Here is a 15,210-nt window from a genome sequence, read left to right on the forward strand (position 1 = left end):
CCCCGAGGTCCGAGCGCCCGAACTGCCTGCTTCACCCTGGTATCCCCCGGTTCGTCCCGTCATCCTGAGAGGTGAGTGCCGTCGCGCCCAGCCGCCGGTGCCGCCGCAAGGAGGAGAGGGACGATGACGTACCCCGGGGACGGCCGGCTGCCGGTCGTGTACGTGCGCGGCTACGCGGGTGGACCGTCGGGCATCGACACCGCCGTCGACGACCCGTTCTACGGCTTCAACGAGGGTTCGGTGCAGGTGCGGGTCGACGGTGCCGACCGGCCGAGCTTCCACCAGTTCGAGAGCCCGCTGCTGCGGCTCATGATCGACCACGACTACGAGCTCCTCGTCCGGGGTGACCAGCAGGCGTACCTGCGTGACCAGGAGCCGGGGTCGGTGCCGGCCGCGACGATCTGGGTGCACCGGTTCTACGACATCTACGCACCGAAGCTCACCAAGGACCCGAACACGTTCAGCCTGGAGGCCGCCGCCCAGAGCCTGTTCGAGCTCGTCAAGCTGGTGCGGCGCCAGACCGGGGCGCCGCGGGTGTTCCTCGTCGCGCACTCGATGGGCGGTCTCGTCGTGCGCAGCATGCTGCAGCGCTTCGTGCCCGACGACGACGAGCTCGGCGGCACGCGCGACGCCGCGACGGACCTCGTCGACCGCGTGTTCACCTACGCCACGCCGCACGGCGGGATCGAGTTCGCGATCGGGTTCGGGCTGCTCGAGCGGTTGCGCGACGCGACCGGCCTCAACGGGGCGGACATCTTCGGCCCCGAGCGCATGGAGGAGTTCCTCACGCCGCAGCGGCTGCCCGCGCCGCCGCGCGCCGCACCGTTCGACGCCACCGTGATCCCGGAGGGTTCGTTCCCGCACGAGCGGTTGTTCTGCCTCGTCGGGACGAACGCGACCGACTACACGGTCGCGCACGGCTTGTCGGCGCGAGCGGTCGGGCCCCGCAGCGACGGCCTGGTCCAGATCGACAACGCGTACGTGAAGGACACGCCCCGCGCATTCGTGCACCGCAGCCACTCGGGCCGGTTCGGCATCGTCAACTCCGAGGAGGGCTACCAGAACCTGCGCCGGTTCCTGTTCGGGGACCTCGAGGTGCGCGCGGACCTCACCGACCTGCGCCTGCCCGGCTCCCCCGCCGACGAGACGACGTGGCAGCTCGAGGCGGCGATGTCGATCCGGGGGCTGCCGGTCGTCCTGCACGAGCAGAGCACGGCCCACCTGTGCCCGATCCAGATCGAGCGACCGGCTCGCGAGGACGACGCCGCGACGCCGGTCCCGCTCGTGCGCACCTACCTCTCGTCGGCCGCGACCCGCCCCCCGGACCCGCGCACGGGCGCGAAGATGGAGACGATGCGGCACGTCCTGCGGCTGCGGCTGCTCTCGCTGCGCACCAAGGGCGGGCTGATGTCCTTCCTCGACCACCTGGAGCAGACGGAGGACTGGGCGGACGTGCTCGTCGTCGACATCCGCCTGCAGCCCGGCGCGGCCCCGGCCACCTGGGGTGTGTGGGGCTCGACGCTCGGCGGGGCGATCCGGGACTGGGTGCCGGACCCCGAACGCGACGCCCCGCTCGTCGACGAGGACCCGCACCCGGGTTCCTGGACGGTACGCGTGCCGCTCCCGGCGGCGGCCCGTGCGCTGCTCGGCGACGCCGCCGCCGTGACGATCTCCGTGACGGGTCGCGCGACGCTCGACCGCTGACCGGCACTCCCCCGGGTGCGACCCGCGTGGCACGGGGTTACCGTCGAGAAGTCCGATGAAGTCATGAATCGACCCGGACGCCACCTTGACCAAGGCTTGGCGGCCGCATGGGTCAGCGCGCCCGACCGGGCGCCGACGAGAGGGGATGCCATGGGCATCGGCGACAAGATCGAGCACGAGGCCGAGGACCTCAAGGGCAAGGCCAAGGAGGGCATCGGCAAGGCGACCGGCGACCACGGCCTCGAGGCCGAGGGCAAGGTCGACCAGGCCAAGGCCGGCTTCGAGAAGGCCGGCGAGAAGGTGAAGGACGCCGCGAAGGACGTCAAGGACGGCCTGTCCTGACCACCTGACGTGCAGAGCCTGGCGTGCAGAGCCTGACCACCAGAGCCTGACCAGGAGCGACGCCGTGGGCGTCGACGAGGGCCCCGACGCGGTGACCGTCCGCGCGGGGCCTTCGTCCGTCCCGTCAGGTGCCGGGGCCGGCGGCGTGTGAGACCATGGTCGGCAGAGCCCCCACGGGTTCCCGGACGAGGGTGCCGTACCCGGACAGCGACAAGACGGCCGTCAGGGAGTCGTCATGCCGTGGATCGTCCTCATCCTGTCCGGTGTCCTCGAGTCCGTCTGGGCCACGGCGCTCAGCCGCTCCGAGGGCCTGCACCGCCTGGTGCCGTCGATCGTGTTCCTCGTCTCGCTCACCGCGAGCATGATCGGCCTCGGCTACGCGATGCGCACGCTGCCCGTCGGCACCGCCTACGCCGTGTGGGTGGGCATCGGTGCGGTCCTCACGGTCGCCTACGCGATGCTCACGGGTGCCGAACCGGTCTCCGTGGTCCGGGTGCTCCTGCTGCTCGGGATCGTCGGCTGCGTCGTCGGGCTCAAGCTCGTCCACTGACGCACGGCGCGCCTAGCCTGCGGCGGCCGCGACTCCGACGATCACCAGCACGACGACCAGGTTCGCGGCCAGCAGCGGCCAGATGAACTTGAGGTACTTGTCGTACCCGACGCGCGCGATCGCCAGACCACCGACCACGACCGCGTTGGTCGGCGCGAACAGCAGCATCCAGCCGTGACCCATCTGGAACGCGGTGATGACGAGCGACGGGCTCACCCCGGCGAAGTTCCCGAGGGGCGCGAGCAGCGGCATCGCGAGCGTCGCGTGCCCGGACGACGACGGGATGAGGAACGCGAGCGGGATGTTCACGATCGTGACGAGCATCGCGAACATCGCGGCCGACGCACCGCTGACGATGTTCTCCATCGCGTGCAGCACCGTGTCGATCGTGTCGGTGTTCGTCATGATCACCGACACGCCGCGGGCCAGCAGGATGACGATCGCGGGGCCGATCATGTCCGCGGCGCCGCGCCCGATGAGCGAGACGATCTTGCCCTCGCCCATCCTCGCGACGACGCCGACGACCAGGGCCGCGACGATGAACAGCATCGTCAGCTGCGGGAACCACCAACCGAGCTCGAACCAGTACGGCTCGACGCTCGCGGCGTGCAGCAGGGCGTCCTCGGGGTCGACGCTCGCGCCGCCGAAGATGCTCGACCACGGCACGACCGAGAACACCATGAGCGCGAACGTGAACGCCGTGATGACCAGCACCCAGACCTGCGTGCGGGTCAGCTTGGTGCCCGGGGCCACCGGGGGCGGCGCGTCGGCGTCCTCGCCCTCGTCGGGCTCCACGAACCCGACGACAGACGCGGACGCGTCACGGCGGACCTTGGCCGCGTAACGCAGCACGAACAGCACCGCCATCGTCGTCAGCACGACCCAGAGCACGACCCGCAGCACGATCCCGTCGCCGATCGACACGCCCGCCTCACCCGAGGCGACACCGATCGAGAACGGGTTCACCGTCGAGGCCATCGAACCGGTCAGCGCACCGAGGATGATCGTCGCTGCCGTGACCATCCGGTCGTAACCCAGGGCCAGGAACAGCGGGATCAGCAGCGGGTAGAACCCGAAGGTCTCGACCGAGAAGCCCATCGTCGAGCCGAGCAGCGAGAACAGCACCATGATCACGACGATCAGCAGCCACCCCCGCGACTGCAGCCTGTCGCCGAGCCGCGAGACCGCGACCTCGAGGCTGCGCGTCGAGAAGCTCACCGAGATGAACGCGCCGAGCGCCATGATGAACATCACGACGCCGATCGACCCGAACATCCAGCCGACGTTCTCGGTGTTCACGAAGCCCGTGTCGCCGTCGACGATGCCGTACAGCCCGTTCACGGGCGACAGGATCAGCTCCTGGACCCGGCCCCACGCGTCGAGCGGCGACGGGATGTTCTCGAAGGATCCGGGGATCGGCGCACCCTGGTCGTCGTGCGTGTAGCGGCCGGACGGGATGAAGATCGCCGCGATCCACACCAGGACCGTGACGATCCCCAGGGTGGTGACGGCGGACGGGAAGCTGAAGCCGCGGCGACGCTTCGGCTCAGTCGGTGCCTGCTGCTCGGTCGTCGTGCTCATCACGCCTCTTCGTCCGTCGTGTCGAGCGCGGTCGCGACCTCACGCCAGAAGATCGCCATCGCGACGACCGTGCGCGTGAGCTCGTCGATCAGAAGCCGTTCGTTGGGTGCGTGGATGTTGCAGTAGCCGTCGGTCGCGCCGAACAGCAGCTTCTCGGCCTGAGGCACCGCCTCGTCGAACGCCATGACGATGGGGATCGAACCGCCCATCGCGAGCGTGTCGACCGGTGCGCCGTCCCACGCGATGCTCAGCGCACGTTCGGCGGCGTGCCACGCCGGACCGCCGGTCTTCGCGAGGAAGCCGTCACCGGCCTCGCCGACCGTGACCTCGAGCGGGATGCCGAAGGGCCGCTGGGCGCGCAGGTGCGCCCCGAGCGCCTCACCGGCCTCGGCGGCCTTCTGACCAGGGTGGACGCGCAGGTTGAGCACGGCCCGTGCGCTCGAGGCGACCGCGTTGAGCGGCGCCGTCGTCGGGGGTGCGTCGAAGCCGATCACCGTGATCGCGGGGCCGGACCAGATCCGCGAGCCCAGGTCTCCGGTGCCGACGAGCGGCACGCCCGGCAGCACGTCGGCGAGGTCGCGGAACTCGTCCTGCGTGTAGCTCGCGCCCGTCCAGGGCTCGCGCAGCAGGCCCGGCACGACGACGTCGCCCGCATCGTCGTGCAGCGTCGCCAGGGCGCGGATCAGTGCGGTGCGGGCATCCGGTGCGGCGCCGCCGAACTGCCCGGAGTGCTTGTCGGTGCCCAGCGTGTGCGCCTCGACCGTCACGGAGACCGAACCGCGCAGCCCGATCGTGAGGGTCGGCTGACCGGGCCGGACGTTGCCGACGTCGGCGATGACCATCGCGTCGGCGCGGTACGTGTCCGGCGACGTCAACGGGTGCAGCTCGTACGAGCTGCCGAACTCCTCGTGCCCTTCCAGGATGATCCGCAGCGTCACGGGCGGCCTGGCACCCCAGACCCGGATCGCTCCGGCGATCGCGGCGATGTTCGCCTTGGAGTCCGCGGTGCCGCGGCCGACGACCGTGCCGTCGACCACCACCGGCTCGAACGGCGGCGAGGACCACAGCGCGTCGTCGCCTGCGGGGACCACGTCGTAGTGCGTGTAGACCAGCACCGTGGGGGCGCCGGGCGGTCCGGCCACGTCCGCGACGATCGTCGGGGTCGTCATGCCGTCGAGCATGATCTGGCTGATCTCCTGCACCCCGGCGGCACGGAGCATGTCCACGGCCACGTCGTGGGCCTCGTGCAGCGGACCGACCGGGAAGCCGTCGGTCGCGACCGACGGGATGCGGGACAGTCGGACGACGTCGTCCACGAGTCCGGGTGTCAGACGTGCGGCCTCGGCAGCGATGCCGGCGTCGTCGAGCAGCGGAGCATCCATGTGTCGCACCCTAGAGCGATACGAGCCGGTATGGACGTTCTTTCGCAGGTGAGGGTCGACCGGCGTGTCGTCGACGCCGAGTGCGAGGGAGAGGCAGACTGCCGGAGGACAGTCCGAGGGCGTCGGTGACCGACCACCGCCCCCACAACCTGCGGAGGGTACGTGGACGACGCCACGACGAGCCTCGTCGTGCTGGCTGTGACCGTCGCGCTGTTCGTCTGGAACCGTCTTCCGGTCGAGGTCGTCGCGATCGGCTGTGCGCTCGCGCTGTATGTCACGGGCGTGCTCGACGCCGGCGCGGCCGTCGCAGGCTTCGGCGACCCGGTCGTCGTGTTCATCGCGTGCCTGTTCGTGATCGCGGGCGGGCTCGAGGCGTCCGGCGTGACGGCATGGGCGGGGCGCGAGCTCGTGCGACGTGCGGGCACCGACCGGGCGCGCATCGTGTTCGCGGTGATGATGCTGTCCGCCGTGCTCGCCGCGCTCGTCACGCCCAACGGATCGGCAGCGGCGCTGCTGCCGGTCGTCGTGCTGGCGGCCCGCCGCGCGGGCCTCGCGCCGTCGCGCCTGCTCCTGCCGCTGGCCTTCGCGGCGAGCACCGGCGCGCTGCTGCTGCTGTCCGGCAGCCCCGTGAACGTGATCGTCTCCGACGCGCTTCGCCACGAGACCGGTGCACCCTTCGGGTTCTTCGAGTTCGCGCTCATGGGCCTGCCGCTGCTGCTGGTGACCGTGGCGATCGCGGTCCTGTTCGGCGAGCGACTCCTCCCCCACCGCGCACCGCAGGGCTCCGTGCTCGACGTGTCCGACCACCTGGAGACCGTGCTCGAGCACTACCGCCTGGACGTGGGGTTCACGCGGCTGCGGGTCGCACCGGGATCGGGTCTGCAGGGCGTACCGGTTCCGGAGCTCGTGCTGCCGGAGGGGCTCACGCTCGTCGGGGTGCAGCATGCCGACGGGGATCCCGGCGACGTCGGCGACGCCGTGCTGGCCCATGACGTCCTTGTCGTGACCGGCACGCCGGCGCAGGTCGCGGGGTTCGCGGACGCGTGCGCGCTCGAGATCGTCACGACCCCGTTGACACGCCGCACGCGCGAGGCGCTGCTGGGGCGCGAGGCCGGCGTCGCGGAGGTCGTCGTCCCACCGCGCTCGGCGCTCGTCGGCCAGCGGGTCTTCCCCGGCCAGGTGCGGTCCGGGCTGACCGTGCTCGCGGTGCACCGCCTGGGCCGCGATCGTGGACCCAGGCCCACGCGGGTCGCGGAGGGCGACATGCTCCTGCTGCACGGCCCCTGGCCGGCCGTCGCGGACCTGGCCCAGGACGACACCGTGCTCGTCGTCGCCGATCCCCAGCTCGTCCGTCAGCAGAACATCCCGCTCGGCCCGCCCGCGTGGCGCGCGCTGGCCGCGCTGGCGCTCGTCGTCGTGCTGCTCGCGACCGGGGTGACGACACCGGCGATAGCGGGCCTGGTGGGTGCGACCGCGATGGTCCTGCTCGGCGTCCTGACCCCGCTGCAGGTCTACCGCGCGGTCTCCTGGCAGACCGTCGTGCTCATCGGCGGGCTGATCCCGCTCTCGGTCGCGATCAGCACCTCCGGCGCGGCCGACCTGGTGGCCGGCCACCTCGTCGCGCTCGTCGACGGCGGCGGGCCGCGGTTGCTGCTCGCGGCGCTGTTCGTGCTGACGGTGGCGCTCGGCCAGGTCGTCAGCAACACCGCGACCGTGCTGGTCGTGACCCCGATCGCCATCGCCGCGGCGCACGACTCGGGTGTCGCGGTCGCACCCGTGCTCATGCTCGTCGCGGTCGCGGGCGCCGCCTCGTTCCTCACGCCCATCGCGACGCCGGCGAACATGATCGTCATGGGCCCGGCGGGCTACCGCTTCGGCGACTACTGGAAGCTGGGCCTCGTGACGACCGCGGCCTGGTTCGTCGTGGCCGTCGGCCTCATCCCGCTGTTGTGGGCTCCGTGAGCCGGTCCCGCCCCGCCGACCTCACCCCGGTGACCGCGGGCGACCGTGTCGACCCGGCCGTCCTTGCGCCTCGGAGCGTGCGCCGCCGTCTGCTGAAGGCGGCGCTGTGGATCGCCGTCGTGGTGTTCGCCTGGTTCGCGGTCGTCCGGATCGTCGGCCGGTTCGACTGGTCCGCCGTCGCCGACGCGTTCGCGCTGCTGCACTGGTGGATGCTGGTCCCGCTGCTCGCGCTGCTGCTGGCCCGCCAGGTGCTCAACGCCGTGCCGCTCGCCCTCTACGTCCCCGGACTGCGACTGGCCCGCTCGCTCGAGAACGACCTCGCCGCCAACGTCGTCGGCACGTTCGCCCCGCCGCCCGGCGACATCGCCATCCGCGTCGCCCAGTTCAGGAGCTGGGGCGTGGACCCCGTGCTCGGGATGGCCGGGGTCACGCTGAACATGCTCACCTTCTACGCGGCGCGGTTCTTCGCGCCGGTCGTCGGGATCGCGCTGCTCGCCGTCGAGGGAGTCGAGCACCGGCAGTGGGTCGTCGCGCTGTGCTGCGGCGCGATCGCCACGACGATGCTCGTGCTGCTGCTCCTGCTCCTGCGCAGCGACGAGCTCGCGGCCCGGATCGGCCGGACGGCCGGGCGGGCCGTCCGATCCGTACGCTCGTCGGTCGACCCCGAGCAGTGGGCGCAGGCAACCGTGCGGCTGCGCGCGCAGACGGCCGACAGCCTGCGCCGCGGGCTCGCCCCCGCGCTGCTGGCGCTCGTGTCGATGATCGTCGTCGACGCGCTCGTGCTGCTGGTCTCGCTGCGGGCCGTGGGCGTCGGTACGGCCGAGCTGACGGTGCTCGACGTCCTGACCGCGTTCTTCCTCGCCTACCCGCTCACGCTCATGCCGCTGTTCGGGCTCGGGGTGCTCGACGCGGTCCTCGTCGGCACCTGGACGGCCGTCGCAGGCGTGGAGCACGAGTCCTCGATCGTCGCCGCGACCATCGTGTGGCGCGTCGTCACGCTCGCCGGACCACTCCTGATGGGCGGCGCGACCCTCGCCTGGTGGCGCCTGCGGTCGCGCGCCGGCACCCTCCGGACCGGCTGAGACGCACGTCGCGTCAGCGTCGGCGCAGCACGAGCACGCCGTCGTCGAGCTCGGCCTCGCGGCCGTCCGGGCCGACCGCCCGCCGCGCACGCACCTCGGCGAGCTCGACCTCCCAGCGGTCGGCGTCCAGCGCCAGCTCCGCCACCTCCTCGTCGGGCGTGAGGAAGTGGTGCTCGTGCGCGTCCGCGCCCGCCCACGGCGGCGCGGCGGCATGCGACACGACGAGCAGCCGTCCTCCCGGCGCCACGCGTGCGGCCGCCCGCCGCAGCAGGGTGGTCCGGTCGAGCGTGACCGGCGAGTGCAGGAAGCTGGCGCTGACCAGGTCGTACGCGCCCTCGTCGTGCCACGCCGACAGGTCCGCCACCGTCCACTCGATGCGGTCGTCCGGAACTCCCAGGGCGCGGGCCGCCTGCCGGCCGCGGTCCACCGCGGTCGGCGAGATGTCGACACCCGCCGCCCGCCAGCCCTGCTGCGCGAGCCAGACGACGTCCGCGCCCTCGCCGCAACCCAGGTCGAGCGAGCGACCCGGCGTCAGCGTCGCCGCCACAGCGACCAGCGCGGCGTTCGGCCGCCCGGACCAGATGCGCTCGGAGCCCGCGTAGCGCTCCTCCCAGAAGCTTGCGGGCGCCGCGTCCGGCCAGGCGTGTCTGGTCGGATCGTGCGCGGAGAGCGCCGCCGCGGCGTCCTGCTCGACAAGGACGCCGTTCACCTGTGCTCCGGCTCGTGTGCCGGCCGCAGCGGCGACGGGCACGGGCGCGTGGGGCTCGACGACGTTCCCGACCGCCCACACCCGCGGGCTGCTCGTTCGCCCGTTGGCGTCGACGTCGAGGACGTCCCCCGTCGGTCCGACGCTGCGCGCGAGTCGCAGGCCGTCGAGGAAGCCGTCGACGGGTCGCGGCGCGGTCGCGGCGAACACCGCGTCGACCGGCCGGCGCTTGCCGTCCTGCGTCACCAACGCGTCGATCCGGGCGCCGCGCACCTCGTCGTGGACCGCGGCCACCTCGACGACGGGGCTGTCCACCACGTCGGCGCCCCGCGCCAGCAGCCGACGGCGCACGTCGTCGTCGATCGTCACACCGGGTGTGACCACGACCGTCAGCCGGTCGCTCCACTGCCGCACGAGCTCGGCCTGGTGCGTCGCACCGGGCGCGGAGACGATCACCGCAAGCCGCTGGTCGCGGACCTCCCAGCCGTGGCAGTAGGGGCAGTGCAGGACACCCGTGCCCCAGTGCTCCGGGAGGCCGGGGACGTCGGGCAGCTCGTCGCGCGCCCCTGTCGCGACGACCAGCGCCCGGGCGCGGTGCCGGTCTTCGCCCGCCTCGACGGTGACGCCGTCCTCGTCCTGCGTGACGTGATCGACCGTGCCGGGCCGCACCTCGACGCCGTAGGCCGCGACCTCGGCCCGCCCGCGCGCCAGCAGCTCGAGCGGGTCCAGCCCGTCGTGGCCCAGCACGCCGTGCATGTGCGCGGCGAACCTGTTGCGCGGGCTACCCGCGTCCAGCACCAGCACGCGGCGCCGCGCCCGTCCCAGCATGAGCGCGGCGCTCAGGCCCGCTGCTCCCCCACCGACCACCACGACGTCCCAGGTCTCGTCCTCCATGCGGCCAGCGTCGGGCGCATGATGGACCCGACGCAAACCATCTTGCCGAATCGGCAAGATCGAGAGGTGAGGAGACCACCCGTGCCAGACGGGCTGGACCAGGTCGGCGCCCGGCTACGTGTCGCCCGTCGCGCCAACGGCTGGACGCTCGACGAGCTCGCCAGGCGGGCGGGGATGTCGCCGAGCACGCTCTCGCGCCTCGAGCAGGGCAAGCGGCAGGCGACGCTCGAGCTGCTCATCCCGCTCACGCGCGAGCTGCGCCTGCGCATCGACGACCTCGTGCGCCCGCCGGTGCAGGACCCGCGCGTACGTCGCCCCGTCGTGCGCCGCGACGGCCTCGAGATCGTGCCGCTCACACCCGAGGGCGCGCCGATCCAGACCTTCAAGGCGACCCACGCACCCGTCGACGTGCCGCCGTCGCTCAAGACGCACGACGGCTACGAGTGGCTGTACGTGCTCGCCGGCCGGCTGCGCCTGCGCCTCGGCGACCAGGACCTGGTCCTCACCCGCGGCGAGGCCGCGGACTTCGACACCCGGATCCCGCACGCGATGTCGGCGGCAGGGTCGCGGCCGGCCCAGATCCTCAGCATCTTCAACGAGGCCGGCGTCGAGCAGCACACCCACGTCCGCACCTGAGCGGCGGTGCCGCCTCAGGTGGGCGGATAGGGCACCTCGCCGCGCGCGAGCATGGCCACGAGTCGGTCGATCTTGCCCGCTCGGCTCGTCGGGCTCGGCGCGGTCGTCACGCGGTGCAGCACCGCGAACCGGTTGCGGCTGTCCAGCGCGTCGAACGCGACGCGCGCCACCGGGTCGGCCGCGAGAGCGGCCTCGAGGTCCGCCGGCACCGTGGCGCTCGCCGACCCCGCGTACGCCCGGTCCCACCGGCCGTCCGCGCGGGCCTGCTCGACCTCGGTCGCGCCCCGCGGCCGCATCCGCCCCTCGTCGACGAGCCGCGCGACCAGCGCGACGTTCCGCTGCGACCAGATCGACCTGCGCCGTCGCGGCGTGTACCGCTGCCGGAACGTGGCTACGTCGAGCGAGCGCCGCTGCCCGTCGATCCAGCCGCTGCACAGCGCCTCCTCGAGCGCCTGGTCGTACGTCAGCGAGGTCGGCTCGACGGTCCCCTTCTTGGCCAGCACGAGCCACACCCCGTCGGACGCGCCCTCGTGCTCGTCGAGCCAGGCCCGCCACGCCGCCGCATCCGCCACGACGAGCGGCGGCGCCTCGCCCTGGCCACCATGCTCGTCACCATGCTCCACGTCGCTCACCGGTCGAAGCGTAGGTCAGGGCACCGACACTCGTCGGACAGCTGCTACCGCAGGTGCCGGGCGAGGAACCGCGCCGCCTCCTCGCCCGCGAACGCCGGGACGCCTGTGTGCCCGCCCAGGTTGGCGTACAGGCTCTTCTCCGGGGAGCCGAGGGCGTCGAACAGGTCCAGGGCCACCTGGCGGTCGTTGCCCTCGTCGTCCCACTGCAGCAGGACGTGCACGGGCACCGTGACCCGACGAGCCTCCTCGAGCACGACGCGCGGCACGAAGCTCCCGGCGAACAGCACCGCCGCCGCGATGCGCGGCTCGACCACCGCCAGCCGGACGCCGATGGAGATGACCCCTCCCGAGAGGCCGACCGGACCGCCGATCTCCGGCAGCTCGAGGAGAGCGTCGAGGCACGTCTGCCACTCCGGGACGGCCTGCTCGACGAGAGGCAGGACGAGCCGGTCGACGATCTCGGGCGTGACCGGCTCGCCGGTCTGCAGCGCCTGGCGCAGCTCTGCCCGCACCGCATCGACCTTCGCCCCCCGGGGTCGCTCGCCACTGCCGGGCAGTTCGATGGTCGCTGCAGCGAGACCGTCGCGCGTGGCGCTCCGGGCCCGGGCGGCAAGCCGTGGACGCATCGTCCTCAGCCCGCCGGGGTGGCCGAGCAGGACGAGCGGGACGGGGGTGGGTGCGGCCTCGGGCGTCCACAGGACACCGGGGATCTCACCGATGGTGAAGTCGCGCTCGACGACGCCGTCGTCGCGTCGCGTCTCGGAGCTGAAGTGCATGGTCGTGCCTCTCAGGAGTGCGCTGGACGGCGCTCCCGGACGACCTACCGCCCGACCGTGGCCCCAACGAGGAGCGCCCACGTCGATCCGTTCACGGGTCCCACCTCCTCGTCCTGTCGCACGATCCGGTCGAGGCTAGCATTGCGACACGACGGGGCCGCCGGGCGGTGTCGTCGATCCCGGGCACAGCCGGGTCGATCCACCGGCCGACGAGCCGCCGGGTCTCACGACCGCGGCCGGCTGCTCCTTCGACACAGAAGAGGCCGTTCCCGCGGAACGGAAACGGCCTCTGACCTGCGTACATCGGTCGGGCTGACAGGATTTGAACCTGCGACCCCTTGACCCCCAGTCAAGTGCGCTACCAAGCTGCGCCACAGCCCGATGGTCCCCGCAAGGACCGCGGAAAGCCTACCCCACCCGCGCGGGTGACCTGCGCAGGACGTCCAGCTCCGCGGCGACCAGGCCAAGCACGACGAGGTCGAGGACCAGTCCCCCGGCGGCGGCCCACTCGTCGAGACGGAACAGGCCGACCTGTGTGACCAGCAGGCTCACGAGGGTCGCCCGCCGGAACCAGGTGAACCCGCGCTCCCGGTCGGCCTGCGCGACGACGAGGCCGACGACACAGCCGACGACGGTCAGCGCACCGCCGGCGACGAGCATCACGACGGCCCACCGGGGCGCGTCGGCGTCGGCGGCGAGACCGCGCCAGACGGCCAGGGCGGCCGCGACGACGAGGACGACCACCGCCACGGTCGGTACCCACCGTTCGCGCACCAGCCGCCGCGTGGTGCGCACGACGTGGTCGGACACCCACGCGACGGGGTCGGGCAGCCCGCCGCCGCCGTCGGGGACCGCGGCGACGAGCGCGACGACCTCGTCGTACCCCGGGGCGCCGCGCCCACGGTCGGCCTGCTCGTCGGCGTGCCGGCGCCCGCGCGAGGTCAGGCCGCCCGCGAGGCCCGCCACGGCACGGTCGGTCGCACCGGCGAGCTGCTCGGCCGGGACCGGGCGGCTGCGGGCATCGAGTGCCTCCGCGAGCAGCGCCAGGCCGACGACCACGATGTACACGAGCGCCGCGGTCGGCGCGTAGAAGTAGTCGTAGTCCGACGTGACGAGCTTGCCGATCTCGTCGACGAACAGACCGAACCCCACGCCGCCGACGAGCGCGCCGAGTGGCCGCACCACCGGACCTGCGAAGGAGAGCATGAGCACGAACGCGACGGCCATGAGGAGGCCACCCCACAGCGCGTGCGACAGGTGCAGGCCGGACCCGCCGACCTGCGGGTAGCCGGACGCGGCCAGCGCGCCGCGCGTCACGAGGACCGTGAGCACCGCCACGACGAGGAACGCCATGAGGTGCCGACCGCCCGCAGGGGCGCGCGGCAGGCCGAGCCGCAGCAGCGCGCGGCGCACGGGGTTCGGCGCACGCTGCGCCGGACCATTCGTGCCCCACGGGCCGGTCACCGCTTGCGCTTCTCCCGGACCCGCACGCCGATCGAGATGGGCGAGCCCTCGAAGCCGAACGTCTCGCGCAGGCGACGCTCGATGTACCGGCGGTAGCCCGGGTCGAGGAAGCCGGTGGTGAACAGCACGAACCGCGGCGGCCGGGTGGACGCCTGGGTCGCGAACAGGATGCGCGGCTGCTTGCCGCCGCGCAGGGGGTGCGGGTGCGCCGCGACGAGCGCGCCGAGGAACGCGTTGAGACGGCCGGTCGGGATGCGCGTGTCCCACGACGCGAGCGAGCGCTCGAGCGCGGGCACGAGCCGGTCGGCGTGCCAGCCGGTCTTCGCGGAGATGTTGACGCGAGGCGCCCAGCGCACCTGGACGAGCTCCTGCTCGATCTCGCGCTCGAGGTACGGGCGGCGGTCCTCGTCCATGAGGTCCCACTTGTTGTAGGCGATCACGACCGCGCGGCCCGCGTCGATCACCTGCTGCACCACGCGGATGTCCTGCTCGGTGAGCTCGGTCGACGCGTCGAGCAAGACGACCGCGACCTCGGCCTTCTCGATCGCGGCCTGCGTGCGCAGGCTCGCGTAGAAGTCCGCGCCGGAGGTCTGGTGCACGCGCCGGCGGATGCCCGCGGTGTCGACGAACACCCACGGGATGCCCTTGAGCTCGACGAGCTCGTCGACGGGGTCGCGGGTCGTGCCCGCGACGGAGTCGACGACCACGCGCTCGGTGCCGAGCACCTTGTTGAGCAGCGAGGACTTCCCCACGTTCGGCCGTCCGACGAGCGCGACGCGGCGCGGGCCGTCGGGCAGCACGACTCCGTGCGCCGAGACCTCGGGCAGGGCGTCGAGCACCGCGTCGAGCAGGTCTCCCGTGCCGCGGCCGTGCAGCGCCGAGACCGGGTACGGCTCACCGAGACCGAGGCCCCACAGCGTCGCGGCGTCGGCCTCCCCCGCCGGTCCGTCGACCTTGTTGGCGCACAGCACGACGGGCTTGCCCGAGCGGCGCAGCAGCCGGACCACCTGCTCGTCGGTGTCGGTCGAGCCAACGGTCGCGTCCACGACGAACACGACCGCGTCGGCCAGTGCGATCGCCACCTCCGCCTGCTCGGCGACGCGCGCGTCGATCCCCGCGACGTCGACCTCCCAGCCGCCGGTGTCCACGAGCGTGAAGCGCCGCCCCGCCCACTCCGCGGGATAGCTCACGCGGTCGCGCGTGACGCCGGGCTTGTCCTCGACGACGGCCTCGCGGCGGCCGAGGATCCGGTTGACGAGGGTCGACTTGCCGACGTTCGGCCGCCCGACGACCGCGAGCACGGGCAGCGCGCGACCCGAGCCGTCGAAGTCCTTGTCGTCGAGGTCGCCCTCGAGCAGTGCGAGGTCCTCGTCGCCCAGGTCGTAGTCGGCGAGACCGGCGCGCAGCGCCCGTTCACGGTCGGCGTCGTCCGCCTCGTCGGGCAGGATGATCGCCTCGTCGCTCTCGGGCAGCACGAACTCGGCTTCGGTCTCACTCAT

At 72.8% G+C, this 15,210-nt stretch carries 13 protein-coding genes, 1 tRNA gene and 1 riboswitch; of the genes, 6 read left to right on the forward strand and 8 right to left on the reverse strand.

Annotated features, from left to right (window positions below; all coding sequences use genetic code 11):
- Positions 1-123: 123 nt before the first annotated feature.
- The 3 genes from CCO02nite_RS01155 to CCO02nite_RS01165 all read left to right on the forward strand — a co-directional run bounded on the left by CCO02nite_RS01155 (position 124) and on the right by CCO02nite_RS01165 (position 2,596).
- Positions 124-1,704: an esterase/lipase family protein gene (locus CCO02nite_RS01155; protein ID WP_146841161.1), complete on the forward strand. Its 1,581-nt coding sequence runs from the start codon at positions 124-126 to the stop codon at positions 1,702-1,704.
- A 150-nt stretch (positions 1,705-1,854) separates the two neighbouring features.
- A complete protein-coding gene (locus CCO02nite_RS01160) occupies positions 1,855-2,046 on the forward strand; it encodes a CsbD family protein (protein ID WP_146841163.1) in 192 nt (63 codons plus the stop codon).
- A gap of 162 nt (positions 2,047-2,208) precedes the next feature.
- Positions 2,209-2,270: riboswitch (guanidine-III (ykkC-III) riboswitch) on the forward strand.
- A gap of 11 nt (positions 2,271-2,281) precedes the next feature.
- A complete protein-coding gene (locus CCO02nite_RS01165; RefSeq protein ID WP_146841164.1) occupies positions 2,282-2,596 on the forward strand; it encodes a DMT family transporter in 315 nt (104 codons plus the stop codon).
- Between the two features lie 12 nt (positions 2,597-2,608).
- On the opposite strand, the gene CCO02nite_RS01170 is transcribed toward CCO02nite_RS01165, so the two are convergent.
- Together CCO02nite_RS01170 and CCO02nite_RS01175 are read right to left on the reverse strand one after the other, a co-directional pair.
- On the reverse strand, positions 2,609-4,177 hold the full coding sequence (locus tag CCO02nite_RS01170; RefSeq protein ID WP_146841166.1) for a YfcC family protein: 1,569 nt from the start codon (positions 4,175-4,177) through the stop codon (positions 2,609-2,611).
- The gene (locus CCO02nite_RS01175) at positions 4,177-5,559 is read right to left on the reverse strand and encodes a M20/M25/M40 family metallo-hydrolase (RefSeq protein WP_146841167.1); all 1,383 of its coding nucleotides are present in this window, start codon (positions 5,557-5,559) and stop codon (positions 4,177-4,179) included. Before CCO02nite_RS01175 ends, CCO02nite_RS01170 begins: the two co-directional genes overlap by 1 nt.
- Positions 5,560-5,721: 162 nt before the next feature.
- Here CCO02nite_RS01175 and CCO02nite_RS01180 point away from each other — a divergent pair, with 162 nt between their 5' ends.
- Both CCO02nite_RS01180 and CCO02nite_RS01185 read left to right on the forward strand, forming a co-directional pair.
- Positions 5,722-7,521, forward strand: a complete 1,800-nt coding sequence (locus tag CCO02nite_RS01180) for an SLC13 family permease (protein WP_146841169.1) — start codon at positions 5,722-5,724, stop codon at positions 7,519-7,521.
- Positions 7,518-8,603 carry a lysylphosphatidylglycerol synthase domain-containing protein gene (locus CCO02nite_RS01185; protein ID WP_186812538.1) on the forward strand — a complete coding sequence of 362 codons (1,086 nt, stop codon included), beginning with the start codon at positions 7,518-7,520 and terminating at the stop codon, positions 8,601-8,603. Before CCO02nite_RS01180 ends, CCO02nite_RS01185 begins: the two co-directional genes overlap by 4 nt.
- Before the next feature lie 13 nt (positions 8,604-8,616).
- On the opposite strand, the gene CCO02nite_RS01190 is transcribed toward CCO02nite_RS01185, so the two are convergent.
- A complete protein-coding gene (locus tag CCO02nite_RS01190) occupies positions 8,617-10,203 on the reverse strand; it encodes a bifunctional NAD(P)/FAD-dependent oxidoreductase/class I SAM-dependent methyltransferase (protein ID WP_146841171.1) in 1,587 nt (528 codons plus the stop codon).
- A gap of 81 nt (positions 10,204-10,284) precedes the next feature.
- Between CCO02nite_RS01190 and CCO02nite_RS01195 the strand changes: the two genes are divergently transcribed.
- A complete protein-coding gene (locus CCO02nite_RS01195) occupies positions 10,285-10,839 on the forward strand; it encodes a helix-turn-helix domain-containing protein (RefSeq protein WP_146841172.1) in 555 nt (184 codons plus the stop codon).
- A gap of 14 nt (positions 10,840-10,853) precedes the next feature.
- On the opposite strand, the gene CCO02nite_RS01200 is transcribed toward CCO02nite_RS01195, so the two are convergent.
- The 5 genes from CCO02nite_RS01200 to der form a co-directional block, all read right to left on the reverse strand.
- The gene (locus tag CCO02nite_RS01200; protein ID WP_146841173.1) at positions 10,854-11,471 is read right to left on the reverse strand and encodes a YdeI/OmpD-associated family protein; all 618 of its coding nucleotides are present in this window, start codon (positions 11,469-11,471) and stop codon (positions 10,854-10,856) included.
- 44 nt (positions 11,472-11,515) lie between these two features.
- Positions 11,516-12,247 (reverse strand): dienelactone hydrolase family protein, encoded by a 732-nt coding sequence (locus CCO02nite_RS01205; RefSeq protein WP_146841175.1) that lies wholly within the window; start codon positions 12,245-12,247, stop codon positions 11,516-11,518.
- 307 nt (positions 12,248-12,554) lie between these two features.
- Positions 12,555-12,628, reverse strand: a tRNA-Pro gene (locus CCO02nite_RS01215).
- A 27-nt stretch (positions 12,629-12,655) separates the two neighbouring features.
- The gene (locus CCO02nite_RS01220; protein WP_246117256.1) at positions 12,656-13,711 is read right to left on the reverse strand and encodes a hypothetical protein; all 1,056 of its coding nucleotides are present in this window, start codon (positions 13,709-13,711) and stop codon (positions 12,656-12,658) included.
- On the reverse strand, positions 13,708-15,210 hold the full coding sequence (gene der / locus CCO02nite_RS01225; RefSeq protein WP_146841178.1) for a ribosome biogenesis GTPase Der: 1,503 nt from the start codon (positions 15,208-15,210) through the stop codon (positions 13,708-13,710). Before der ends, CCO02nite_RS01220 begins: the two co-directional genes overlap by 4 nt.

This window comes from Cellulomonas composti, assembly GCF_007990245.1.
Lineage (GTDB): Bacteria > Actinomycetota > Actinomycetes > Actinomycetales > Cellulomonadaceae > Cellulomonas > Cellulomonas composti.